22 protein-coding genes are annotated in these 26,581 nt (G+C 34.8%); 13 read left to right on the forward strand and 9 right to left on the reverse strand.

Annotated elements, in window-relative coordinates; translation table 11 throughout:
* Positions 1-30: 30 nt before the first annotated feature.
* The 3 genes from nadC (at position 31) to priA (ending at position 4,389) form a co-directional block, all read left to right on the forward strand.
* A complete protein-coding gene (gene nadC / locus A6I66_RS03620) occupies positions 31-891 on the forward strand; it encodes a carboxylating nicotinate-nucleotide diphosphorylase (RefSeq protein WP_067145710.1) in 861 nt (286 codons plus the stop codon).
* A gap of 99 nt (positions 892-990) precedes the next feature.
* Positions 991-1,932, forward strand: coding sequence for a YihY/virulence factor BrkB family protein (locus A6I66_RS03625; RefSeq protein WP_067145712.1), 942 nt, complete (start codon positions 991-993; stop codon positions 1,930-1,932).
* Between the two features lie 3 nt (positions 1,933-1,935).
* The gene (priA, locus tag A6I66_RS03630; RefSeq protein WP_067145714.1) at positions 1,936-4,389 is read left to right on the forward strand and encodes a replication restart helicase PriA; all 2,454 of its coding nucleotides are present in this window, start codon (positions 1,936-1,938) and stop codon (positions 4,387-4,389) included.
* A 31-nt stretch (positions 4,390-4,420) separates the two neighbouring features.
* Here the strand turns inward: priA and A6I66_RS03635 are convergent, their stop codons facing one another.
* Positions 4,421-5,116 (reverse strand): LytR/AlgR family response regulator transcription factor, encoded by a 696-nt coding sequence (locus A6I66_RS03635; protein WP_067145716.1) that lies wholly within the window; start codon positions 5,114-5,116, stop codon positions 4,421-4,423.
* Between the two features lie 207 nt (positions 5,117-5,323).
* On the opposite strand from A6I66_RS03635, the gene rpsF reads away from it, so the two are divergent.
* The 7 genes from rpsF to secDF all read left to right on the forward strand — a co-directional run bounded on the left by rpsF (position 5,324) and on the right by secDF (position 12,622).
* Complete coding sequence (rpsF, locus tag A6I66_RS03640) at positions 5,324-5,662, forward strand: 30S ribosomal protein S6 (protein ID WP_067145718.1); 339 nt, start codon at positions 5,324-5,326, stop codon at positions 5,660-5,662.
* Positions 5,663-5,664: 2 nt separating this feature from the next.
* Positions 5,665-5,961 (forward strand): 30S ribosomal protein S18, encoded by a 297-nt coding sequence (gene rpsR, locus A6I66_RS03645; RefSeq protein ID WP_019388303.1) that lies wholly within the window; start codon positions 5,665-5,667, stop codon positions 5,959-5,961.
* Between the two features lie 13 nt (positions 5,962-5,974).
* Entirely contained in the window at positions 5,975-6,418 is a 444-nt protein-coding gene (gene rplI, locus A6I66_RS03650; protein ID WP_067145719.1) for a 50S ribosomal protein L9, read from the forward strand.
* A gap of 182 nt (positions 6,419-6,600) precedes the next feature.
* A complete protein-coding gene (locus A6I66_RS03655; RefSeq protein ID WP_067145721.1) occupies positions 6,601-7,068 on the forward strand; it encodes a DUF6495 family protein in 468 nt (155 codons plus the stop codon).
* A 139-nt stretch (positions 7,069-7,207) separates the two neighbouring features.
* Positions 7,208-8,581: a histidine--tRNA ligase gene (hisS, locus tag A6I66_RS03660; protein WP_067145723.1), complete on the forward strand. Its 1,374-nt coding sequence runs from the start codon at positions 7,208-7,210 to the stop codon at positions 8,579-8,581.
* Between the two features lie 200 nt (positions 8,582-8,781).
* Entirely contained in the window at positions 8,782-9,393 is a 612-nt protein-coding gene (locus A6I66_RS03665; protein ID WP_067145725.1) for a hypothetical protein, read from the forward strand.
* A 232-nt stretch (positions 9,394-9,625) separates the two neighbouring features.
* Entirely contained in the window at positions 9,626-12,622 is a 2,997-nt protein-coding gene (gene secDF / locus A6I66_RS03670; RefSeq protein ID WP_067145727.1) for a protein translocase subunit SecDF, read from the forward strand.
* A gap of 95 nt (positions 12,623-12,717) precedes the next feature.
* Here secDF and A6I66_RS03675 read toward each other — a convergent pair whose 3' ends face one another.
* Together A6I66_RS03675 and A6I66_RS03680 are read right to left on the reverse strand one after the other, a co-directional pair.
* Positions 12,718-13,401, reverse strand: a complete 684-nt coding sequence (locus A6I66_RS03675) for a LytR/AlgR family response regulator transcription factor (protein WP_067145728.1) — start codon at positions 13,399-13,401, stop codon at positions 12,718-12,720.
* Positions 13,402-13,403: 2 nt separating this feature from the next.
* Positions 13,404-14,429 carry a sensor histidine kinase gene (locus A6I66_RS03680; RefSeq protein WP_067145729.1) on the reverse strand — a complete coding sequence of 342 codons (1,026 nt, stop codon included), beginning with the start codon at positions 14,427-14,429 and terminating at the stop codon, positions 13,404-13,406.
* Positions 14,430-14,691: 262 nt separating this feature from the next.
* Here A6I66_RS03680 and A6I66_RS03685 point away from each other — a divergent pair, with 262 nt between their 5' ends.
* Together A6I66_RS03685 and A6I66_RS03690 are read left to right on the forward strand one after the other, a co-directional pair.
* On the forward strand, positions 14,692-17,070 hold the full coding sequence (locus tag A6I66_RS03685) for an outer membrane beta-barrel family protein (protein WP_067145735.1): 2,379 nt from the start codon (positions 14,692-14,694) through the stop codon (positions 17,068-17,070).
* Between the two features lie 79 nt (positions 17,071-17,149).
* Positions 17,150-18,121, forward strand: coding sequence for a type I phosphomannose isomerase catalytic subunit (locus tag A6I66_RS03690; protein WP_067145737.1), 972 nt, complete (start codon positions 17,150-17,152; stop codon positions 18,119-18,121).
* A 243-nt stretch (positions 18,122-18,364) separates the two neighbouring features.
* On the opposite strand, the gene A6I66_RS03695 is transcribed toward A6I66_RS03690, so the two are convergent.
* From A6I66_RS03695 to A6I66_RS03720, 6 genes are all read right to left on the reverse strand, one after another.
* Entirely contained in the window at positions 18,365-19,231 is an 867-nt protein-coding gene (locus tag A6I66_RS03695; protein WP_084399442.1) for an alpha/beta hydrolase, read from the reverse strand.
* 116 nt (positions 19,232-19,347) lie between these two features.
* Positions 19,348-20,007, reverse strand: coding sequence for an alpha/beta hydrolase (locus A6I66_RS03700; RefSeq protein ID WP_067145739.1), 660 nt, complete (start codon positions 20,005-20,007; stop codon positions 19,348-19,350).
* A 1-nt stretch (position 20,008) separates the two neighbouring features.
* Entirely contained in the window at positions 20,009-20,341 is a 333-nt protein-coding gene (locus A6I66_RS03705) for a hypothetical protein (RefSeq protein WP_067145745.1), read from the reverse strand.
* Positions 20,342-20,345: 4 nt separating this feature from the next.
* Positions 20,346-21,602, reverse strand: coding sequence for a dihydroorotase (locus A6I66_RS03710; RefSeq protein ID WP_067145747.1), 1,257 nt, complete (start codon positions 21,600-21,602; stop codon positions 20,346-20,348).
* Entirely contained in the window at positions 21,599-23,524 is a 1,926-nt protein-coding gene (locus tag A6I66_RS03715; RefSeq protein WP_067145749.1) for a BatA domain-containing protein, read from the reverse strand. The genes A6I66_RS03710 and A6I66_RS03715 overlap by 4 nt, the downstream gene beginning before the upstream one ends.
* A gap of 40 nt (positions 23,525-23,564) precedes the next feature.
* A complete protein-coding gene (locus A6I66_RS03720; protein ID WP_067145751.1) occupies positions 23,565-24,572 on the reverse strand; it encodes a glycosyltransferase family 2 protein in 1,008 nt (335 codons plus the stop codon).
* Positions 24,573-24,655: 83 nt separating this feature from the next.
* On the opposite strand from A6I66_RS03720, the gene A6I66_RS03725 reads away from it, so the two are divergent.
* Positions 24,656-26,548 (forward strand): M61 family metallopeptidase, encoded by a 1,893-nt coding sequence (locus A6I66_RS03725; RefSeq protein ID WP_067145753.1) that lies wholly within the window; start codon positions 24,656-24,658, stop codon positions 26,546-26,548.
* Positions 26,549-26,581: the final 33 nt, after the last annotated feature.

The raw sequence follows: 26,581 nt of genomic DNA on the forward strand, positions 1-26,581 counted from the left end.
TATTATTTTTGCTGCAAACAAGATTTATTTATGATAACACAAGAGCAGTTTGATTCGGAGTTGAAAATGATAATTTCTAACGCGATTAGAGAAGACGTTGGAGATGGCGATCATAGTTCGTTAGCATGTATTCCTGAAAATGCAAGAGGAAAAGCTAAGCTTTTAGTAAAAGACAAAGGTATTATTGGTGGGGTTAACTTCGCTAAAAAGGTCTTTGCTTACGTAGATAAAAACTTGAAATTAGATGTTCGTATTGAAGATGGTTCAGAAGTGACTTATGGTGATGTAGTAATGTATATTGAAGGACCATCACAATCCATCTTAAAAGCCGAGCGTACCGTACTTAATGCGATGCAGCGTATGAGTGCTATTGCTACCAAAACACGCATGTTTGTCGATTTGTTAGAAGGGACTAAAACACGCATTTTAGATACTCGTAAAACGACACCAGGAATTAGAGTTCTTGAAAAATGGGCTGTAAAAATTGGTGGGGGAGAGAACCACAGGTTTGCTTTGTACGATATGATCATGCTTAAAGATAATCATATAGATTTTGCAGGTGGTATTACAAAAGCTATCGAAATGACAAAAGATTATTTACAGGAAACAGGTAAAAATCTTCAAATCATGGTTGAGGCTAGAAACTTAATGGAAGTAGAAGAGATTCTTCAAAATGACGGCGTTTATAGAATTCTGTTAGATAACTTCGATTACGAGGATACTAGAAAAGCTGTAAAAATTATAGGAAACAAATGCCTTACAGAATCTTCAGGGAATATCAATGAAGCTACTATAAGACATTATGCCGAATGTGGTGTAAATTATATTTCTTCGGGAGCCTTAACACATTCTGTGCATAATATGGATTTAAGTTTAAAAGCGATAAAGTAGTTTGTCGCTTTTAAAAGTTTGATTTAATCAACTTAAATCTTCTAAAGACATTTTTTATTTTAATAACTTTGTTTGACAAACAACAAAAGCAAGTTATTAATGACTAAACCTATCGAAGATAAACTTGATAAAATTCCTGTAGTTAATCTTTTGGTTCGGTTTTTAAAACGTGTTAAACTTCCTGGTTTAGAAGGTTTATCCTTATACGATTTAATAGAGCTTTACATTACGGGCATTATAAAAGGAGCGGTTACAACCAGAGCCAGTGCTATTGCTTTTAGTTTTTTTACGGCCATTTTTCCTTTTCTACTATTCGTTTTAATTATTATCCCATACATTCCTGTTGCGAATTTTAAACATGAGTTTTTAGTGTTTCTAGAATCGTTTTTACCAGCGACGACCTCCGATTTTTTCTTCCAAAATATTTTCGAAAATATTGAACAATCACAGCGTGGCGGTTTACTTTCTTCGGTATTTTTACTATCAGTACTTTTAATGGCAAATGGAGTAAATTCAATTTTTACGGGATTTGAAACCTCCTATCATGAGCAGCTAACGCGAAACGCATTTAAACAATATTTGTATGCTTTAGGAATCGCTTTGATTTTAGCATTTTTGCTCATATTTACCATTGCGATTTTAGGGTATTTTCAAATTTATGTGGTTCAAGAATTATTAGTTTTATTTAGAGGAGAAGGCTATAAAGCTGAAGGCAAAGCTGTTTTCTGGACTAAAATGGTGCAGTCTGTATTCTTTATAGTAATGGTGTATTTGTCGGTAGCGACGTTGTATTATTTTGGGACTAAAGAAGGAAAAGATTCACGGTTTTTTTCGGTGGGTGCTTTGTTTACCACCTTGCTCATTATTCTAACTTCGTTTTTATTTGGAGTATATATTGAAAATTTTAGTCAGTATAACAAATTATACGGTTCTATTGGAGCGCTATTAATATTGCTACTGTATTTATGGTTAAATTCTAATATTTTGTTGTTGGGATATGAGTTAAATGCCTCATTAAATAAACTTAGAAAAGCCTCGTAGTTTATGATAGATTTTATTGATGTTATAATTCCAATTCCTTTAAAAAAGCTGTTTACCTATACAGTCACTCCTGCTGAAGCCGAATTTCTAAAACCAGGCATGCGGGTTGCTGTACCATTTGGTAAATCTAAAATTTACACCGGACTGGTTTTTAGTGTGCATAAAAATGAGCCAGCGGCTTATGAAGCTAAAGATATCCAGCAGATATTAGATGATAAGCCCATAGTTAACGCGCAGCAATTAAAATTTTGGCAGTGGATAGCAAGTTACTACATGTGTACTTTGGGCGATGTGATGCGTGCAGCGCTTCCTAATGCTTTTATTTTAGAAAGTGAAACGGTGGTAACCAAAGGTAAAGTCGCTATTATAGATGATTCTGTACTAAAGGATGACGAGTTTTTAGTTTATGAAGCTTTGCAGCATCAATCTTCGTTGAAAATTCAGGACATTTCAAATATTTTAGGAAAGAAAAATGTACTTCATGTTATTAAAGGACTTATTGAAAAAGAGGCTGTTTTAGTTGAAGAGGAAGTTTATGAAAAGTACAAACCAAAATTAGTTCGGTACGTAAAACTCCACGTAAGTTATACGAGTGAAAAGGCTTTTCATGAATTGATGGAGGAATTAAGTCGGGCGCCCAAACAACGTGACGTTGTTTTAACGTTATTTTCTATTTCGGCCAAAACTAAAAAACCTGTTAAGGTTACCGATTTGGTAACCGAAAGTGGCGCTTCATCGGCTATCGTTAAGGCTTTAATTGATAAAGGTGTTTTAGAAGAGTACCACATTCAAACTGATCGGGTGGAATATTCTGGAGCGGATACCGAAGCAGCGAAACATTTAAACGAACATCAGGAAACGGCGTTAGCAGAAATAAAATCTAGTTTTGAATCGCATGCGGTAACCTTATTGCATGGGGTAACTTCATCGGGAAAAACAGAAGTCTATGTTAAACTTATTGAAGCGGTGCTTCAGCAAGGAAGGCAAGTTTTGTATTTGCTTCCTGAAATCGCTTTAACCACACAACTCATTACAAGGCTTCAGAATTATTTCGGGGAGCAAGTGGCGGTGTTTCATTCTAAATATTCGGCTCATGAGCGTGTAGAAGTGTGGAATCAAGTATTAACCAACTCCGTGAAAGCGCAAATTGTATTAGGCGCAAGATCTTCCATCTTTTTACCTTTTAACCATTTAGGATTGATTGTGGTTGATGAAGAACACGAGCAGTCTTTCAAGCAGTTTGATCCTGCACCGCGATACCATGCCCGAGATGCGGCGGTGGTTTTAGCGCACTTGCATCAAGCAAAAACCTTACTGGGATCGGCGACACCAAGTTTAGAGAGTTACTATAACGCTAGGCAAAATAAATATGGTTTTGTTGAATTGTTATACCGTTATAACAATGTTTTAATGCCTGATATTGAGCTGGTCGATATAAAAGACAAGCAGAAAAAGAAACGGATGAAAGGGCATTTTAGCGATCGATTGATTGAAGAAATGACTGAAACTTTGGCTGAAGGTCATCAAATTATCTTATTTCAAAACCGTCGCGGATTTTCGCCAATCGTAGAATGTAAAACTTGTGGTCATGCCCCCGAGTGTCCAAATTGCGATGTGAGTTTAACCTATCACCAATACCGAAACCAATTGCGTTGTCATTACTGCGGATATCATGCGGCCATGATGCAGGATTGCTTGGCGTGTGGTGGACAGGATTTAGATAGTAAAGGTTTTGGGACCGAGCAAATCGAGGAGGAGGTTAAAGTGTTGTTTCCTGATTATAAGGTGGCCCGAATGGATTTGGATACGACCAGGGGTAAATACGGCTATGAAAAAATTATTACAGCGTTAGAGCAGCAAGAAATTGATATTTTGGTGGGTACACAAATGCTTACTAAAGGATTAGATTTTAGGAATGTGAAATTGGTTGGGATTATGAACGCCGATAACATGCTTAATTTTCCAGATTTTAGAGCGCATGAGCGTAGTTTCCAATTGATGTTACAAGTAGCAGGTAGGGCAGGGCGTACGGCAGAGCGTGGTAAAGTTTTAATTCAGACTTATAATCCGCACCATAATATATTACAGCAGGTGTCTACAAATAATTATATCGATATGTTTAAAGAGCAAATGAACGATCGCTATAATTTTAAATATCCTCCTATTTATAAGCAAATAAAGATTACGCTAAAGCACAAAGATTTTAATCGGGTGGAAACAGCATCGATTTGGTTCGCTAAGTCACTCCGTCAAGTTTTTGGAGACAATATATTAGGACCAGAAGCGCCCCCGGTGGCTAGAATTAGAAATCAGTTTCACAAAAACATTTTGGTTAAAATTCCTAAAAAACAGTCTCTAGCAAAAACAAAAGAAGCTATTATTAAAATTAATAATAGCTTCGAAAGTGTAAAAGATTTTAGATCTGTTAGAGTAATTTTAAATGTCGATAATTTCTAGTTTTAAAATTTATAAATTATAGATGGAAACTTTAAATGTTATTTAAAGCATCAACTAATTGTGTTTTTTTGTTTCTACTTAACGGAATTTCGTAAGCGCCAACTTCAACGTTTTTACTATTAAATCGGTCAATTTTATCTAAATTAACGATGTAAGATTTATGAATTCTTAAGAATTTACCTTCTGGTAATTCAGCTTCAAAAGATTTCATGGTTGAAAGTACCACTAAGCTATTTTCTTCGGTAACTAGTTTTACGTAATCCCCAAGGGCTTCAATCCATTTAATGTCTTTAATGTAAACTTTACGTTTTTTAAGATTACTTTTTACAAAAATGTGTTCACCTTCTTCTTCGCTAAAATCTTGAGTCAATCTGTGTTGCTCTAAGGCTTTATCTACAGAGATGTTAAAACGTTCTCTGGTGATAGGTTTGTGTAAATAATCGGTGGCGTCGTAATTGAATGCTTTAAAAGCGTATTCAGTTTTACCAGTTACAAAAATAATTTGAGGTTTGTTGTTCAATACATCTAGTAGTTCAAACCCATTAAGAACAGGCATTTCAATGTCTAAAAAAATTAAATCTACTTGATGCGTGTTTAAACCATTTTTTGTTTCTAGAGCACTGCTGTACTCTGCAATTAAGTTGAGAGAGGGGTGGTTCTCGACTAGTTTAACAATAGAGAGGCGTTGAATTGCCGAATCGTCTACCACTACACAGTTTAAAGTCATAACAATTTATGTTTCGGTTAAGGTATCGACAATAATACAAAAAATTCGATTAAAAAACAAAAAACATCGGTAAAGGGTTTTTGTGTGTGCATTTTGTCTATTTTTTAACATAAAACTTGGTTGGTAAATTTAGTTTTAAATTTATTGTGAGTTCTGTAATAATTGATTACTTTTGCAGCCAATTTTTAACAATAAAATACGATTTTTATGAATCATTATGAAACTGTTTTCATCTTAAATCCCGTTTTATCTGAAGATCAGATAAAGGAAACAGTAAAGAAATACGAAGATTTTCTTGTTTCTAACGGTGCTAAGATGATAGCTAAAGAAGATTGGGGACTAAAAAAATTAGCTTACCCAATTCAAAACAAGAAAAGTGGTTTTTATCACTTATTCCAGTACCAAGTATCAGGAGAAGTTATTGATACTTTAGAGGTAGAGTTTAGACGTGACGAGCGTTTTATGCGTTATTTAACAGTGTCTTTAGATAAGCATGCTGTAGCTTGGGCAGAGAGAAGAAGAGAAAAACTTAAACAAAAAGCTTAATTATGTCATCAATAGAACAACAATCAAAAGGAAAAAAAGACGGCGAAATTAGATATTTAACGCCTCTTAATATTGAAACTAATAAGCAAAAGAAATATTGTCGTTTCAAAAAATCTGGTATTAAATATATCGATTATAAAGATCCAGATTTCTTATTAAAGTTCGTAAACGAGCAAGGTAAAATTTTACCAAGACGTTTAACAGGAACTTCATTAAAGTATCAAAGAAAAGTGTCTGTTGCTGTAAAAAGAGCACGTCACTTAGCTTTAATGCCTTATGTAGCTGATTTATTAAAATAAAATACCGATAACGATGGAACTTATATTAAAACAAGACGTTGAAAATTTAGGATTTAAAGACGATGTTGTAACAGTTAAGAACGGTTATGGTAGAAACTTTTTAATTCCTCAGGGACAAGCTATTTTAGCTACAGTTTCAGCAAAGAAAGTATTAGCTGAGAACTTAAAGCAAAGAGCTTATAAAGAAAAGAAAATAGTTGAAGATGCTAACAAAGTTGCTGAAGCACTTAAAGCATTAGAAATTAAAATACCAGCTAAAGTTGGAGCAGGAGACAAATTATTTGGTTCTGTAAACAACATCGATTTAGCTGAAGCTTTAGAGAAAGAAGGTCAATCAATTGATAAAAAATTCATCACCGTTACTACTGTAAAACGTTTAGGTAAATACAATGCCGTGATTCGTTTACACAGAGCTGTATCTGTAGATTTAGAATTTGAAGTTGTTGTCCAAGCTTAATTTTTTAAAAGCTTAACAATTTAAGGAAGCCACTCTTTTTGAGTGGTTTTTTTATGCGCTATAGTTTCCCAGTTTTGCGAGATATTTCATAAATTTGCGCGCTTGTAAAGGACAGTGTTTATTGTTCAAAAGCAAGCTAAATGATACAAATAACTCTCAATTTGAGGGGCTAATAGGCGAAAATGAAATATTCAAGACTTACAAAAGAACAGTTCGAAGAATTACACCAAGAATTTATAAACTTTTTAGCTACCCAATCCATTACAGCTGATGAGTGGACTAATTTAAAAGCCAATAAACCAGAACTTGCTGAAACCGAATTAGATGTTTTTAGCGATTTAATCTGGGAAGGTGTTTTGAATAAAGCAGAATATTTAGAGCATATTTCGGCGCAACACATGTATTTATTCCATTTAGGAGAGGAGCAAATGCAAGCCATTGTGGTTAATATAAAAAATGATGTTGACATCACCACAGAAGAGGGGTATGATTGGCTTCGTGAAAACCTAATGGATGACAATGTGGAATTTTTACAAGCCGATAAGGCGTACTCAGACGACAAAAACTTAGATAAATTTAAAATGATTGAGCAAGGCGCTGTGATTACTAAAGGTGATTTGTTTAAGTATTTTGATAAACTAATTAACTAAGCATTCCTGCGAAGGCAGAAATCTGGTTGTTGTTAAAACTATTAATTTTTCTTCCCTCTTAGAAAAATCATTTTATAAAACTAGAAGGAAGATTCTATTATTTAATAATTAAAAGATACCTGTTTTAGCAGGCATTCATATGGCACAAAAACCAAGCATCCCAAAAGGCACAAGAGATTTTAATCCTGAACAAGTTGCCAAACGAAACTATATTTTTAATACCATTCGAAACGCCTTTCAAAATTTCGGATTTCAACCTATTGAAACGCCTAGTTTTGAAAATTCAAGCACTTTGATGGGGAAGTATGGTGATGAAGGCGATCGTTTAATTTTTAAAATTTTAAATTCGGGTGATTTTTTATCAAAGGCCAATGCCGAAGCTTATGCAGAAAGAGATTCTACAAAAATAACCTCGTCTATTTCAGAAAAAGCATTGCGTTATGATCTTACCGTACCTTTTGCACGTTACGTGGTACAGCATCAAAACGAGATTGAATTTCCGTTTAAGCGTTATCAAATTCAGCCGGTATGGCGAGCCGATAGACCTCAAAAAGGACGTTTCAGAGAGTTTTATCAATGTGATGCCGATGTGGTTGGTTCGAAGTCTTTGTGGCAGGAAGTAGAGTTTATTCAGCTTTACGACACCGTGTTTTCAGCATTAAAACTAGAAGGTGTTACCATTAAAATTAACAATAGAAAAATTCTTTCAGGTATTGCTGAAGTGATTGGTGCTAGCGATAAATTGATTGATTTTACCGTAGCGTTAGATAAGCTTGATAAAATTGGTGAAGAGAAAGTTAAAGAAGAGATGTTGTCTAAAGGTATTTCTGAGGAAGGCATTTCTAAACTTCAGCCTTTATTTACACTTTCAGGTTCTTTTGAATCTCAAATTGAAAGTTTAAAAGGAATTCTTTCTACTTCTGAAGAGGGATTAAAGGGTATTGAAGAACTAGCGTTTATTGATACAGCTATTTCCGAATTAGGACTAAATACAGCAACACTTCAGTTGGATGTGACTTTAGCTCGTGGTTTAAATTATTACACAGGTGCTATTTTTGAAGTGTCTGCCCCTAAAACCGTACAAATGGGCTCTATAGGTGGCGGTGGTCGTTACGATGATTTAACTGGTATTTTTGGACTAAAAGATGTGAGTGGTGTTGGTATTAGTTTTGGTTTAGATCGTATCTACTTGGTATTAGAGGAACTGAATTTATTCCCTGAAACTGTCAGTAAAAACGTTGAAGTTTTATTTATAAATTTCGGAGACAAAGAAGCTTTATTTAGTTTGAAAGCTATTAAAGCATTAAGAGCTGCTGGCATTAATGCCGAATTGTATCCTGATGCCGCTAAAATGAAAAAGCAAATGAACCATGCTAACAAACGCGAAATTCCATTTGTTGTTTTAGTAGGTGAACAGGAAATTGCTTCAAATAATTATACGCTTAAAAACATGAAAACAGGGGATCAAGATACCCTAAGTTTGGAGGCCTTAGTTGAGAGCGTGAAGGAGTAAAAAGGCTATAGGCTTTATGCTTTACGCTAAATGTCCTATGCTTAAATCTTATAGACTTTGATTTGAACATGCGCTTCGACGAGCTCAGCGTGACATGTAATTAAAGTTTTAAGTTACTGTTTTTTTCGACCTCATTTTTTAAGGGTATTTATTTTAAAAAGAGAGTAGTATAACCATCTTTATTTTTTTATATTTGGCGCATGATAGCAAGATGGTGCCTTAGCGCTTTTATATTTTCATTAACCCTTTTTGGTGTCCTTTCTCAGCAGCAAGTAAGTTTACCTAATCAGGAGGTTGTTTTACAATTTTCTGAGGAAACTTTATCGGCTAGAGAATTACAACTGGTTTTAAGTGATATAAAACATCAGCTATTAGAATCAGGGGTAAGTAACCTTCAGGTGAAAGCTTATGACAATGGCGAATTTCGAATCAGTTACTACAGTACCGTCGATGTCGCTATTATTAAAAAGGTGTTTAATAATGAGGCTCATCTTGAAATAGCCCATGCCGAGCACCAACAACCTATCCAGCTTCCTTCCGAAGATCATTCTAAAAAATATAATGTCGATGTCTATGAAATCCAGTCGGGAAATACCTCGGATTGGGATTTTAAAGGGACGCTTGTTTTACAAGTAGATTCTAAAAGCGATCGATTTATTTCTTCCAATACACTGTTTTCTGTTGGCTTTATTGATACTTCGAAAGCAGAAATTACTTTTCAAACGGCTTTTAAAGTGTGTCAAAACATTTTTCTTGACTTTCAAGATGGCCTTCATGTTATTCCCGAAGTTCGAGCTGGCCCCATTTGCTAAAGGCTAAGATAGCGTGTGCCTGCTATATTATAAATGTTTTTTATGTTTATGAGTGCCATTATTTAAATGGAAAAACACTTGATCAATATGAAAAATGAGCCGATCATCTCACAAAAAATCTTTCTAAAACTGCGCACTTAGAAAGTAAACAACCATAAAAAATAAATCATTAGTTAGTTTTGGGCTTAAATTCTATATTTGCCCGATTAAAAATTGACGTAAAAATTATAAAATGCAAAACAAAGGATTAGTAAAATTGTTTGCGCTTTTGTTTGGTTTGGTAAGTATTTATCAGTTATCATTCACATTCAAAGCAAATCAAATTGAAAAAGAAGCTGTGGAATTGGCTACAAACAAAATTCCATCTTCAGAAGAAAATTATCACGCAAAGCGTAGTAGAGAAGAATCTAACTACTTGCAATCTATTGCCAACGATACCGTGTATAACATGGGTATTGCAAAATTCACTTATAATGAGGTGAAGCAAAAGGCCATGAACTTAGGTCTTGATTTAAAAGGGGGGATTAATGTGATTCTTCAAGTATCGGTAAAAGATATCTTAAAAGGTTTAGCAAATAATACGGCCGATCCTACTTTTAATAAAGCTTTAGAAGATGCTACAGAACTTCAAAAAAATGGTCAAAACACTTATTTAGAAGATTTCTTCACAGCATTTGATGCCATTAAAGGCGATACAAAATTAGCGTCTCCAGATATTTTTTACACCAAAGCATTAGATGGTGAGATTGATGGAAGCATGTCTGATGACGAAGTAAAAGTTGTTATCGAAAGAAAAATTGACGAGTCTATCGTTTCTGCATTCGAAGTATTACGTAAGCGTATTGATGAGTTTGGTGTAACATCACCTAACATTCAACGTTTAGGAACTTCTGGTCGTATTTTAGTAGAATTACCAGGTGTTAAAGATGTAGAGCGTGCTACTAGTTTATTACAAAGTACAGCGCAATTAGAGTTTTGGGATGCTTACAAAGGTGAGCAGTTCTTTCCTTTCTTAGCACAAGCTAATGAGACTTTAAAAGATGTTGTTGATACTAAAAAAGGTACCGAAGAAGCTACAGAAGAAGCTGACGATAAATCTTCTCAAATTGATGATTTATTAGGTGACGCTGTTACCGATTCTACGGCAGTTACTGCGGTTAACCCAATTTTTGACCTTATTAGAGGTCAAGGGTACCCAGGTGGACCAATCATCGCTAAATTTGAAGCAAAAGATAAAGCTACTGTTCTTGATTATTTAAACAGAAAAGAAGTTAGAGACTTATTACCAACAGAGCAACGTTACGTGAAATTTGCTTTTGGTAAGCCAGAAAAAAATAGCGAGCTAATCGATTTATACGCTTTAGTTGGTAACAGAGAAAATATTCCACCATTAAGTGGTGATGTAGTAACCGATGCTAGAAACCAATTTAGCGCGGTAGGAAAATCGGAAGTTTCTATGCAAATGAATGCTAAAGGTGCTAAGATCTGGGAAGAAATGACTGGAAATGCTTATGCTCAAGGTAGTCAGATTGCTATTGTTTTAGATAATATCGTTTACTCTGCTCCAGGTGTTACTACAGGACCTATTGCTGGTGGTAGTTCTTCAATTTCTGGAGATTTTTCATTAAACGAAGCGATCGATTTAGCTAACGTTTTACGTGCTGGTAAATTACCTGCTTCTGCAGATATCATTTCTAGTGAAGTTGTTGGTCCTTCTTTAGGAAAAGAAGCGATTCAAAGTGGAACCATGTCATTCATGATTGCTTTAGCTTTAGTATTATTATGGATGGTGTTTTATTATGGGAAATCTGGTTTATTTGCCGATATCGCCATGTTATTAAACATCTTATTAATCTTTGGTGTACTTTCTGGTTTAGGAGCTGTTTTAACCTTACCTGGTATTGCGGGTATCGTATTAACTATTGGTATGTCGGTAGATGCGAACGTACTTATCTTTGAGCGTATTCGAGAAGAATTAGGGAAAGGTAAAGGACAAGTTGAAGCGATTAAAGACGGATTCGGAAATGCTTTATCTTCTATTTTAGATGCGAACATTACAACTGGTTTAACAGCTTTAATCTTATTCGTATTTGGTACAGGTCCAATTAAAGGTTTTGCAACTACCTTATTAATTGGTATCGCAACGTCTTTATTTACTGCAATATTTATTACTAGATTATTAATCGATTGGTATACAAATAGAGGTGGTAAATTAGAATTCGCTACGGGAATTACTAAAAACTTATTTAGAAATATCAATATCGAGTTTTTAAAGAAACGTAAAATTGCATACATCATTTCAGGATCTTTAATTGTTGTTTCGTTAGTTTCATTATTTACAAACGGATTAGATCAAGGTGTTGATTTTGTTGGAGGTAGAACGTATCAAGTGCGTTTTGCTCATGCGGTTTCTTCAGCTGAAATTACTGATGTTTTATCAGATCCTGCTGTATTTGGTAGTGCCGATGCTAAAACTTTTGGTTCTTCAAATCAGTTAAAAATTACCACGAAACACATGGTAAATGAGTCTGGTACAGAAGCTGATGAACATATTAGAGAAAAGCTTTACCAAGCTTTAGTGCCTTATTTAGAAGGGATTTCATATGAGCAGTTTATCGACTTAAATGATGTGAATAAACAAGTAGGTTTATTAGAAACTTACAAAGTATCACCAACCATTGCCGACGATATTAAGCAAGCTTCTTTATGGGCGGTATTAGGATCGTTAATCGTGGTGTTCTTATACATCTTATTCCGTTTTAAGAAATGGCAATATTCTCTTGGTGCTGTAGTTGCTGTATTCCACGATGTGGTTATAGTATTAGGGGTATTCTCATTAACTTATAAATTCATGCCATTTAACATGGAAATTAACCAAGCTTTCATTGCAGCGGTCTTAACCGTAATTGGTTACTCTTTAAATGATACGGTGGTTGTATTCGATAGAATTCGTGAGTACTTCAACGAGCATACGTCATGGAACTTCAGTAAAATTGTTGATGTGTCATTAAGCAGCACATTAAGTAGAACTTTAAATACATCATTAACTACTTTAGTGGTGTTATTAGCCATTTTTATTTTCGGTGGAGATTCTATTAGAGGATTTATGTTTGCCTTAATTGTAGGGGTGGTTGTAGGTACCTACTCATCTTTATTTATCGCAACACCTGTTATGTATGAAACAGTAGATAAATCTAACAAAAAGAAAGCCCTTAACGGCGGTGAGTAATTCACAGCTTTTTGATTAAATACAAAATGCCCGTTAACGTTGTTAGCGGGCATTTTTTTTGTTTAAATTTTTAATGCATTTTCTAATTTAAACCCCTAAAGCTTTAAAATGTTTTTAGTGAAATTATCTTTGTAAACTCTTCCAATTGGGATTTTAAAATCACCTTGAAGGTAAACCGTAGAGCTTACTAATTTTTTTATTTTCTGAATGTTCAAAATATAAGATTTGTGAATACGATAGAATTGATCCTGAGGCAAAACTTCTATCCAATGACGTAGCGGCTCGTGAGACACATACTTCTTATTTTCGGTCATGATTTCAGTATAGTCGGAATCTGATGCAATAAATAGGATATCATCTATCACCACTTTTATATGTTCGTAACCTGACTTAATAAAAATTTCCGATGGAATTTGAGCGCTTAATTCTGTAGGTTTAGGAGTCACTTTGGATACAGCCTGAAAAAACCTCTGAAACGAAAAGGGCTTTAGTAAATAATCAACCACATTCAACTCATAACTTTCCAAAGCATATTCAGAGAAGGCAGTAGTTAAAATGACCTGAGGTAAAGGTTTTGAACTTTTAAGAAACTCAATACCAGAAATTTTTGGTAAATGAATGTCTAAAAACATCAAGTCTACCGTGTTATCCTTTAGGAAATCCATAGCTTTTATAGCATCAGAGAAAACACCTTCTAAACTAAGGAAATCCACATCATCAATGTACTTTTTTAAAATACGTTGCGCTGGTGGTTGGTCTTCAATGATAATACAAGTCATAGTTAAACAATTTTATGAAGCTTTAAAGTTAAATGAATCTGATAAAAGTTATCATCCTCATTAATTTTTAATTGGTGGGCATCAGGGTAGAGGAGCTCCAACCTTTTTTTAACGTTTTTCAAACCGATGCCATGCGTTAAATTATCGGGTTTGTTTATGGGTACAAAATTGTTGCTGCAATGAAAATTTAATACATCATCTGTCATGGAAATGTCAATGTTAATTTTAATGTCTTCGGATTGCGCTGATTGACTATGTTTAAAGGCGTTTTCAATAAAAACGACCAATATCAATGGAGCAATTTCATACTGCGTATTGATATTTTCAACCGAAAAATTGATGACACCACGTTCTTCTATTTGAAGTTCATTTAATTGAGTGAAATTTTTTAAATGTTCTATTTCTTTACTGATAGACACATATCGCGCTTTACACTCGTAAAGCATATATCGCAATACCGAACTCAGTTCTAAAATAATTACAGGAGTTTTAGGAGAGGCTTCAATGGCGTACGAATACAAGTTGTTTAAGTTATTAAATAGGAAATGCGGGTTAATTTGTGATTTTAAAAACTGCAGCTCACTTTCTTGAATGTGTGAGGTCAATTTCTCAACCTGGCGTTGTTTTACAATGGCGTCCCAAGTGAATTTAAATCCTGATAAAATGGCGATAACAGGTAGAATATCGGCAAGCATAAAAAAGACACCAGGAAAAGTATCAGACCGTTTGGTATTGGGGAAAAATACTTTTTCGAGGAAAAATTCTTCAGTAAGAATTACAGCAACAATGACCAAAATTAAATTCGCAGTAAATATTAAATACTTCTTCTTATAGAAAAAAGTAGGAATTAAAATGTAGCTAATAATGGCAGCCGCAACAGCATAGTTTAAAAAGAAAATAATGTGGTAAAATTCAAAGGTTCTGTTTGTTCTATCATAAGTGTAGAAAATAAAAACCAATAAATGAAGGATAAATTGGAAGACAACTTCTTGCCAAGTTATTTTTTTAAACGTTTTTGCTTTACTCATGTATCGAAATTACAATTAAAACGAGAATAATAAAAAGCAACTTCTGTGAACAACCAAATAAATCATGCAAACGTAAATTTAGGTTTGTGTGTTTGTAGTGCAACCAGTGAAAGAATTAAGCGTCAAATTGATGTCATTTGCTTTTACATCATCAAGCTATCTAAGGAGTGATTTGCCGTTTACTGGAATGAATTTGTCGTTCGCAGGATACAATCTGTTATTCTGAAAATAAATGAACATTTTTGCATAAACGCAATTGAAAATGAATCACAGAAAAGGCTATTTTATTTTATCACTATTATGTTTAACCTTGTTTATGGGTTTAAAAAGTTCGGCTCAAAACATTCAAATTAAAGGTCAGGTTGTTGAAGAAAATAGCAAACAACCCTTAGCTTTCGCAACAGTGGCTATTGTCGATATCACCACTAAAAAGGCGATCACCGGATCTATTACCGACGATGAAGGACATTTTGATTTAGATACTTCAGTTAAGGAGTTTTATGTTGAAGTGAGCTATATGGGATTCATCTCCAAAACTATTAAAACCTTTGATATTCAGAAAAATACGGTAGATCTTGGCGTTATTCTATTAACTGAAGATGCCGAGCAATTAAGCGAAGTGGTGGTTCGTGCAGAGGTGTCTAGAAACGAATTTAAGTTAGATAAGCGTGTTTTTAATGTTGGAAGAGATATTAGTAACACCGGGGCCAGTGCTTTAGAAGTACTAGGTAATGTGCCTTCTGTAAGTGTCAATATTGATGGCGATATTAGTTTAAGAGGCAGTCAGGGGGTTCAGGTGTTAATCAATGGAAAACCTTCTATTTTAACGGAAGACTCCGGCTCTTTGGGTAGTATTACTTCCGACATGATCGAAAAAATTGAAGTGATTACCAACCCCTCAGCAAAATATGAAGCTGAGGGAACTTCTGGAATTATCAATATTGTTATCAAAAAAGAAGAGCGTAAAGGGGTGAATGGCTCAGTGAGTTTAAACGCTGGTGTGCCAGATAATAATAGTGTAGGTGTGAGTTTAAATAAACGTTCAGAGAAATTCAACTTGTTTACGCAAATGGGCTTAGGAAAGCGTTCTAGACCGCAGGACAATATTTATATCAATGAAGATTTGGATGATAATACCACCTTGTATAATACGGGAGAAGAGTATAGGAACGAAAAATTTTATACAATCACTTTAGGTACCGACTATTATATTAACGACCTCAATGTAATTACCCTTTCGGGGAATTATGCCTTCGAAGATGAAGATCAGCCGTCTAACAACAATTTTCAACAGTTTGATATTAATGAAGTCTTAGAATCGGAATGGACGCGTCAAGAAACTACCGAAGCTTCCAATCCAAAATGGCAATATGAATTACAGTATAAAAGAGACTTTAAAGATCATGAAGACCATGATTTATTAATTAGTGCAACGGGGCGCTCGTTTAGTAAAGACCAAAACTCCACCTTCAACGATGAAACTATTTTTGGTGCCGATAGAGATGCTTCTCAGAAAACCAGAACCGATTTTGGTGAAAACACCTTTACTTTTAAAATAGATTATACCAAACCGTTTTCTGAAAAATGGAGTATAGAAACTGGAGCTCAATATGTGATGAATGATGTGAGTAATGACTATGAGGTTCAGGATTTAATAAATGGTAATTATGAAACGAATGTAGGGCTTACTAATACCTTTGAATTTGATCAAAATGTACTGGGGGTTTATGCCACTGGAGCATATAAGAATGGCAAATGGGGTGTTAAACCTGGTTTAAGATACGAGTACACTCAGGTAGATACCTATTTAGTAGATACCGATGAGGACAATAGTCAGGATTACTCCAACCTGTTTCCTAGTATTCATACCTCTTACAAGGTTTCAGATGCTATTTCTTTGCAAGCCGGATACTCTAACCGTATTTACCGCCCACGACTTTGGGATTTGAATCCGTTTTTCAACATTAGAAATAATTTTAATATCCGTCAAGGAAATCCTGACCTACAGCCGGAGTTTACAGATTCTTATGAAATCACCAGTATTTTTGAGGTAGGAAATACATCACTAAACTTTGGTTTGTTTCACAGATACACCACAGAGGTGATTGAGCGTGTACAAACCTCGGCAGATAATGTGATTATAACACGTCCTGAAAACATTGGAACCAATAGTACGGTTGGTATTGAGTTTAATACCAAATATACGCCAGTACATTGGTTGAGCTTTAATGTCGATTTCAACTACAACCGTTTTGTTCGTGAAGGGAGTTATGAATCTACGGTATTCGATTTTAAGGGAAACCAATGGAATTATAAAATCTTAGCCAAATTGAAATTACCTGCTGATATTGATTTTGAAGCGACTTCTAATTATAATTCAGCCTACCGGACCTTACAAAGTGAAGTAAGTGCTATTGCTTTTTTAGATTTAGGTTTACGTAAAAAGATTTTAAAAGGTAAAGGCGTTTTAAGCATGAGTGTACGTGATTTATTTGAATCGCGATACAATGAAGCGGTGACCATTCAAGATGATTTTGAAGCCTATAGCCACAGGCAACAGGGTCGCTTTGTAACCTTCGGATTTAGCTACGGCTTCGGAAAAGGGGATGCCATGGAGTACTCTGGAGGTCGAAGACGTTAATCGAACTTGATTTTAGTTTAAAAATGGTTAGTTTTGTGTTAAACAGGTCTAATTCTTTAGATTTTAAAACTAACGGCTTATGAAATTGTACCCTTTAAAGTTTACCCCTTTATTTAAATACCGTATTTGGGGCGGCGAGAAACTAAAAACGCAACTCCATAAAGATTATACTGAAGATTGTATTGGTGAATCTTGGGAGATTTCAGATGTTTCTGGAGATGAAACCGTAGTGACTCGTGGCGCCTTACAAGGCAGTACTTTAAAGGATCTGATTAAAACCTATCAAGGCGATTTTGTAGGTAAGAAGGTGTATGAAGCCTTTGGTGAAGACTTCCCTTTACTAATCAAGTTTATTGATGCTAAAACACCTTTATCTGTTCAAGTACATCCAAGTAATGAAATAGCCAAAGAGCGTCATAATTCCTTTGGAAAAAATGAAATGTGGTATGTTATGCAAGCTGATGAAAATGCCGAACTCATTGTAGGTTTCGACAAAGAAATAAGTAAAGAAGCATACAAAACACACCTAGAAAATAATACAATTTTAGATGTGATGCACCATGAAACGGTACAGAGTGGTGATACGTTTTACATTCCTACAGGGCGTGTTCACGCTATTGGAGCAGGGGTTTTGTTGGCGGAAATACAACAAACTTCCGATATCACATATCGTATTTACGATTACGATCGTGTAGACTCTAAAACAGGAAAGAAACGTGATTTACACAACGATTTAGCGATTGATGTTTTAGATTATAAAGTTCACGACACCTATAAAACGGCATACAAAACAGCAAAAAACGAAGCGCATACTCTTGTAAATTCACCCTATTTTAAAACCAATATCATTGATGTCGATGTCTCTATAAATCGTGATTTTACCAATTTAGATTCCTTTGTGATTTATATTTGTGTTGAAGGTGACGTAGAACTTCAGTGTAATAATTCAACTTACAGTATTAATAGAGGAGAAACCATCCTTTTGCCAGCAAGTATTAACAACGTAACACTTAAATCTGAAGGTGCTAAGTGTATTGAAGTTTTTATGTAGGTTTGTTAAAAGTTAAAAGTTAAAAGTTAAGAGTTGAAGTAGGTCTATTGTATTGGCTTTATATAGAAATCTTAGCTGGATTGTCCATAATTTGACTAATACCACGCTATCGGATCATTATATGTCACCCTGAGCTTGTCGACGGGTCTTTCAGCTCTAAAACTTTAAGTTTTTGCAACTATGCAACTATGCAACTTTGATACTCTGTAACTTTGAAACTTTTCAACTTTAAAACTCTAACATTCACAACCCCAACGACTCCAAAAACGGCCACACAAATTTGCCGAAATCCGATTTTTGTGATCTTGAAAAATTACCGTGTTTCCCGCCTTTAACCGTCATAAACTCTGTTTTAACACCTTGTGCTTTTAATTTATTATAAAGCTTAACCGATTGTGAATAAGGCACCGTAGGGTCCTTGTCGCCATGAACAATGAAGGTAGGCGGACTATCCTTAGAAACATAGTACATGGGTGAAACCGATTTCACGAATTCTGTGTTGAGGTAATGATTACTTAACCATCTTTTAGCCGAACCATCGTGATGTAAAACGGTTAAATCTGCTGGTCCATATTCGTCGATAATAGCGGCAACTTTTATGGTGCCTTTGTAATTACAGTTAGTATCAAACTTTTTGTTGTTTCCTAATAAACCTGCCATAAGAGCAAGATGACCTCCAGCAGAACCACCCATGATCACAATTTTATCGGTGTCAACATTGAGTGACTTGGCGTGTTTGTAAATGTAAATTAATGCACATCTCACATCTTGTATAGCTGCAGGAGCAGGAGCAACATCTGTTAAACGATATTCCACATTTGCCACAGCATAGCCTTTTTTAAAGAATGTACCAAAACCAGTTTGTGATTCTTTTTGCCCAGATTCCCAACCGCCGCCATGTATATTAATGACGATAGGTGTAGGTGTTTCAGAAGTCGAATTGGTGTATAAATCCATACGACCTTGCCAACCGTTTATTTCGGTGTAAACCTGATCGATAGTAGCAGTGTAGTTTGAGGGGTATTTAACAGGTTTGAATTTAACCGACTGGCTAAAACTGTTACATACAAAACTTAATATGATAAGTAGTGTTAATGGTGTTTTTATCATTTCTGAAGGATATTATAGGACACGAAATTTATTCAGAAAGATAAATAATTTGCGTGTAGTTTCACTTTTAAATTTGATTGAACTTATACTCTTTTTATGGAGTGACAATCAGCTAACTACCCAATGCGTTCTGTAAGCCAGGCTTTGAACTCATGAAAATTTTGAGGTGCTACACCATGACCAACAGGAAATTCAGAATATTGATTTTTAATATTTAAATCGTTTAAAAAAGGTGCTGTTTGTCTGGCCCATTCCACAGGAATTACTTGATCTACGCTACCGTGTGAACAATAGAAATCTAAGTTTGAGTAGTCTTTTGAAGCGATATCATCAGGGAAAATATCTTGAATCAAATAACCACTTAAAGCCACGATGTTTTTAACCTTTTCAGGATAATTAAGAGCCACACCATAGCTTAAAATGCTACCTTGGCTAAAGCCTAAAAGTGACACATTATTTTTATTTACAGGATAAGCCTCAACAGCTTCATCAATAAAATTGGCAATTAAATCGCGTGATTGTTTTGCTTGCTCAATATCATTCCACTTGCCTTTTTCGGCATCGAAGTTTATGGCATACCAAGCGTTTCCGTACGGAGCCATAGGGTAGGGTGCTTTAACAGAAATGATAAACAGTTCTTTTGGTAGTTCGCTAGCAAACGAAAACAAATCATTTTCATCACTACCATAACCATGCATCATGATTAATAATGGTGCATTTTCGGTTAAACTAGATTCTCTAATTAGGTGTTGTAAAGAAAGTGATGTGTTTTCCATGTTATATTCCAATATTTGCAAATATTTTTTGATAAAAAGCGCCAACTAAAGGTGCTGGCTGTGTTTTTCTGGTTAAGGCATTTGAAAAGCCAAAAATAAAAAGCACGGCAAAGAACAGATAAAAGGCAGAGGTGATAAGCCAGCTATCAAAGGCACCTACAATATAACCAAGGGCAAAAAAAGTTAGCCAAAGTCCTAGGGATTGTCGGATGTGGAAACTAGCAAAAACACTAGGCTTTTCATTGTTTAAATAGTAGGCGATAATCACACCAAAAATAGTTATATAACTAATTATGGCATTTTTACGCCCATTTTCTATATCCTGCTCTGTCATTTAATTATGATTTTAATACCGCTTGTTGATTAGCGATAATGCCGTAAACGTATCCGTTTAAACTTTCGTTTTCAAAAATGGCATTCTTTGATTTTGAAAGTATATCAGCTTTAGTAAATGTCGATTTGGTATTCGGATTAAAAAGCGTGAGGTTAGCAACAGTACCTTCTTTTATAGGTGTTTGTTCCAGTCCAAAACGGCCTTTTCCGCGTGTTAAAATATCGATGGTTTTCTTAGTTGTAAATAGTTTTTGTAAGGCGCCAAAAGCACTTTCTAAACCTATGGTTCCGTAATCGGCATAGTCGAATTCAATTTTTTTCAATTCGATATTTAAAGGGTTATGGTCGGTAGTTACCATATCGATAGTACCGTCTTTAACGCCTTCAATAAGCACATCGGCATCTTCTTGGGTACGTAGAGGAGGCAGCACTTTAAAGTGGGTGTTGAAGTCGCTTAGGGCTTCATCCGTGAAAATTAAGTTATGAATGGCAACACTACAGGTAACATCCAGTTTTTTCTTTTTGGCTTCACGAATTAAAGCTACCGAACGGGCTGTAGAAATGGTTGGAATATGAAGCTTTCCGCCTGTGTATTCTAACAAAAACAAATCTCTTGAAATTTGCATTTCTTCAGCTAAAGCTGGTATGCCTTTTAAACCTAATCGCGTGCTTGCAATATGCTCATGAACCACACCTTTACCAGCAATTTTATTTTCTTGAGGGAACGAACAAACTAATCCGTCGAAATTAGCAGCATACTGCAAAGCTATTTTCATTAAATTCGGATTGGAAATCGGTCTTTTATAATCGTAAAAAGCTGCAGCTCCCGCAGAACTCATATCAAAAAGTTCGGCTAAATCTTCTCCTTTACTAGAAACTGTTAAAGCACCAATAGGTAAAAGATTCACCGCGTTATTTTGGGATTTTGCTTTTATAAACGTGATGTCGGCATTCGAGTCGATAACTGGATTGCTATTAGCATTTAATGCAACAGCTGTAAATCCAGAAAGTGCCGCAGTTTTTAATCCGTTAGCAATCGTTTCGCGCTCTTCCCATCCAGGTTCGCCAAAACTAACACCACTATCAAACCATCCTTGTGAAATATGAAGGTTGTCAAGTTGAATTTCTTGATAATTATTAGGATTTTTTATGCTTGTGGCAATCTTAGTAATCACACCATTTTCGATTAATAAATCTTGAGAAGCATTGTGAAATTCGCTTTTAGAATCTATTATCGTGGCCGATTTTATAAGTATGTTCATTTAAAGAATTTTAAGATGAGCATTTCAATAATCAATAACGCTAGTGCAAAAATAACAAACCATTTCCATAGGGCATTAATTTTTGTGTCACTTTTTATGCTGTCAAAAATTTTAGTCACCGAGTCGCTTATAGTTACCTGTTTTAAATCAGATAAATTGCGGTAACTTAAATCGCTTTCTTTTCTATCGTAATTAAAACTCACACGTTTTATGGTGTCGTTGGTGTTCATAATGGCATAAATACCATCTTTTGTAGGGTCTTCAGAGGTTTTAATAACCACTTTATTGTTGAAGTATTGCTGTCTCGGAATCAAGTGGATATCATTTTTCACCAAAGATAATACCGCATCTTGTTGCATTTGTGTGTCTACATCAAAACTGTTTTCAAGACCAATTGTATAGTATAAATTCGGAATTTTAAAACTTTGTTTACCAATATTAAACATTGTAGGAACAATAAGTGGTGAGTTTTTAAAAGTTGAATTTTCTTGATTTAATGCTGAAGCAAATACATAAACTTGACCGGTTTGTGATAAAAAAGATTTGCCGTCTTCAAATTGTAAAGCTGAAGCACCACGATTCGATGTTAGTTCGTAAAAACTTGAAACTTTAGGGTATTGAAAGTTCTTTACTTGCTTTTCAAAAACACCGTTGTTAAATAGCGGGTGACTATAATTTATACTTGTAATGCTTTTTTCTGAATTGTGCTCTTTTGATAATTGCGTGCCAAACGGATTTAAAAACTGGTTATAGGAACTTATCTGAATGTCCTTTGAAGGGATAATAATTATAGAGCCACCTTGGTTTGAAAACTGTTTTAAAGCTGTAATTAAAGCTGTTGATAGCGTTTTTAATTCGTTTAGAATGATAAGATGTTGTTGGTCAATAAGGTTAAAACTTAATTGTTTTTCTTCCGTTCCTGTGTAGTTGAAAACATCCTTGGTGTAAATGCGTTTTAGGAAATCATCATCAGTATGATTGATGGCTAAAACATTAATTTTTGTGGCTTTGTTGATGTTAAAATGTAAATGATTATCAAACTGTAAGCCTGTATCTTCAATAGAAATTTTCCCAATTATGGGTTGATTGGCAGGTAAGGAAAAGGTAGTTTCTCCTGTTTTATTGAGGGTTATAGATGTTTTTGCAATTAATTTTTGATTGTTGAACAGTGAAATGGGTAAATTTTCAATGTTTGTTCCGCTGTTTTTTAGTTTAACGGTAAGCTCTACATGTGTTGCGTTTGTTTTAGAAATGTAAGCCGAATCAATAGAAACATTATTGCCGTTTATCGGGCTAAGTTTTACAAGGTTGATAGGCATTAGCGTGTCCGATTCAATCTGTAAACTGGAGTTGTCTTGTTGAAAATCAGAAATAAACACCAAGTTTTTTAAGTGGTCTGTTCGGTTACTAAAAAGTGTTTTACTTTTTAATATAGCGGCATGCGCAGTTAAGGGATTGGCGGTATAATCGAGTTTTAATAAGTCGTTTTTTATCCCAGTTATCGTGGTGTTTTTAAAAACCTGATCGTTGGTAAAAACACTGATATTTTGATTGTTATCTACGTTGGCGATAATATCTTGTACGGCACGTTTTAATAGGCTCCCTTGTTGGCCTTTGGCTTGCATACTAAAGGAGTTGTCCAAATAGATTACCGTTTCTTTTTCCTTGTTAAAAACATTTTTTTTGGAGGTATAGGGTTGTGCAAAAGCGAAAACCAGAGCCGCTAAAAGCAGTAAACGGGTGATAAGGACAAGCCATTTTTTTATAATCGCACTCTTTCTTGTTTGTAAAGTGGCTTCTTTTAAAAAAGAGACATTGGTAAAATCTTCACGCTGAAATTTTCGAAGTTGAAATAGGTGAACAATAATAGGAATAAGCAGTAAAAATAAGGCGTAAAGAAGTTCGGGGTGTTTAAACTGCATATCTCATTTGGATTAGTCAAACCTACATAATTTTTTGTCATTAACAAAAGAAAACATAGTCTTCAATAGCTTTTAGTTTTAATGAATTCATGTATTCTAAAATGACTTTTTGTTCCGTTTTATTGGCAACCGTAATAATGCTTTGTGGTGATTTAATAGTTTCTAAAGCCTTAAAAGGTTTTAAAAGCGTGCCGTATATATCTTTACCAATTTTTTTAGGATTATCGCAAATCCATACAAAAGGGATATTTAAAGTTGTTAAGGCTTTGGCAATGGTTTTTCCTTTTTTGCCAGCGCCCCAAATCACCAATGTTTTATTGTGGTTATAATCGAGTTCCAAAAAATAATTTAACTTGAGATCTATAAAATGGTTTTCAGCATAATGCACATGAGTTCGGGAAGTCCGATAGCTGTAATCGCGCCACTCATGCAATACGGTATCACAAGGAATACATTTAAAATCGTGCTTGTAAAAGCGAAAAGCCAGGTCGTAATCCTCAGGGTAACGATTCGAATTAAAGGCATCACAAGCTATTAAGTCTTCACGATGAATCATCCAACAAGGGGAGGGGATGACACACTCTTTATAGATTTCAGAATAATTGGTACCTTTTTCAGTCAAGGCGTTTAGCCATGTTTCATAACTTTTATAGCCTGCTTTAATGCCGTCTTCAGCAAAATAATGAACCTGACCAAGAGCGACATGCTTTTTTCCGTAAGTCAATAATTGATGCACTAAAACTTCAATTTTGTTAGGACGCATAATGTCGTCGCTATCCATACGAGTAACTAATTCGCCAGTACTGTGTTGAAATGCGAGTCGTAAAGCGTCAATAATACCTTGTCCGTCGTTTTTTAAAAGTTTAATCCGATGATCTTTTGAAGCAAATTGTTCTACGATTTGGAAACTTCCATCAGTTGAATGGTCATCTACAATAAGTAATTCCCAATGGGTATAACTTTGTTGTATTATCGACGTAAGGCAATTCGTAATGAAATTTTCAGTATTTTTAAACGGTATTAATATACTAACAAGCGGTGTTTGCATCCTGCGAATTTAACAAAACCTTAGTTAAACCTACCGTTTCAGAGTTGTATTTTGCGCATCAATTTTAACAAAAAACATATTACATGAAAAACAAAATTTTGGCCTTGACATTTACAGGCTTGCTATTGGCCAGTTGTGGTACAAAAAAAATATCAGGGAACGATCTTGCTGTGAACACGCCAATTGAAACTTCGTTGGACTTAGTAAATATTAATAACGACCGTGTGCCAGTAACTATTGATCCGGGCCGTTTTACTGTAGATCAAGTAACTTATAGATTGCCAAAAGTGGTTCAAGGTACCTATGCGGTTAGCGATTTTGGAAAATATGTAGATGATATAAAAGCTTACGATTACGATGGCAATGAAATACCTGTTAAAAATGTAGATGCCAATACATGGACCATCTCTAATGCTAAGGAATTAGATAAAATCACTTACTTAGTTAACGATACTTTTGATATCGAAGAAGTAGGAGGTATTGGCCATGACACTCCGTTTTCGCCATCGGGAACCAATATTGAAGACCAAAATTTTGTATTAAACTTACATGGTTTTATTGGTTATTTCGATTCGTTGAAAACAAACCAATACAAAGTAGATATTTCGAGTCCTTCTACTTTTGTGCGTTCTTCGGCTTTACATGAGGTTGGAACTAAAACTAGTGACGACGGTAAATCAACGACTGCAAGTTATAGCGCAGATACATATTTCGAGATTACCGATAACCCTTTAATGTATGGTGATTTGGATGTAGAAACCTTTCAAGTTGGAGATATCAACATCGTATTAAGTGTGTATTCTCCTAGTAAAAAGCATTCAGCAAAATCGTTAAAAGAAACGGTTTATAAAATGATGAAAGCTCAAAAAGCATTTTTAGGTGATATCAATTCAACCCCTAGATATGATATTTTCTTATACTTATCGGAAGGAAAAGACGATTCGCCGAAAGGTTTTGGGGCCTTAGAGCACCATACTTCTACCGTGGTTGTTTTTGCAGATGCCATGCCTGATGAAGCCTTAGCTGAAAGTATGATTGATGTAGTTTCTCATGAGTTTTTTCATATTGTAACACCTTTAAGTGTACATTCTGAAGATGTTCAATACTTTGATTATGCGAATCCGACATTCTCAAAGCATTTATGGATGTACGAGGGGGTAACAGAATATTTTGCAACCTTATTCCAAGTGCATGAAGGTTTAGTTGATGAAGCTGAATTTTACAGTGATATCATGAAAAAAGTAAATTATTCAAAACAAATGGATGATACCATGAGCTTTACTTTAATGAGTGAAAATGTTATTAAAGAGCCTTATAAAAGTCAGTATTTAAACGTTTACCAAAAAGGCGCTTTAATTGGGATGTGTGTTGATATCATCATGCGTGAAGAGAGTAATGGACAACGTGGTATTTTATCGCTTATGAAAGAGTTATCGAATAAATATGGTAAAGACAAACCATTTGAAGATGACAAGTTATTTGATGAAATTGTAAGCATGACTTATCCTTCTTTAGGTGAGTTTTTTAACACCCATGTAAAAGGTGATATTCCGATTAATTATTCGGAATATTTTGATAAAGTTGGTTTAGAAATCCGTAAAGGAAAAGTGGAAGGAAACTATATCATTATGAATGGGGCACCGATTTTATCAGGAGATCCTGCTAAGGGGGTTATCTTTTTTACGGATATGGTATCAGATAATAGCTTTTGGGTAGAAAATGGTGCTAAGCCTAATGATATCATTAAATCTGTAGGCGGAAAGGCATTAACTTTCAAAAATGCTAATGATATTTTGCAGGAAATTTACATGTGGAAGCCAGGGCAAGATGTTGATGTTGTTTTAGTACGTGATGGAAAAGAAATTGAGATTAAGACTAAAGCCACTAAAACCTTTGTAACAGGTGAAGGGCTTTTAGAAAAAGCTGATGCCACCCCAGCACAAAAAGAACTGCGTGAAGCATGGTTAAAAGGCTAATAATTAAATAGATATTTAGAATTATAAAAAGGC

The sequence above is a fragment of the Pseudotamlana agarivorans genome (assembly GCF_001642835.1).
Taxonomy (GTDB): Bacteria; Bacteroidota; Bacteroidia; order Flavobacteriales; family Flavobacteriaceae; genus Pseudotamlana; species Pseudotamlana agarivorans.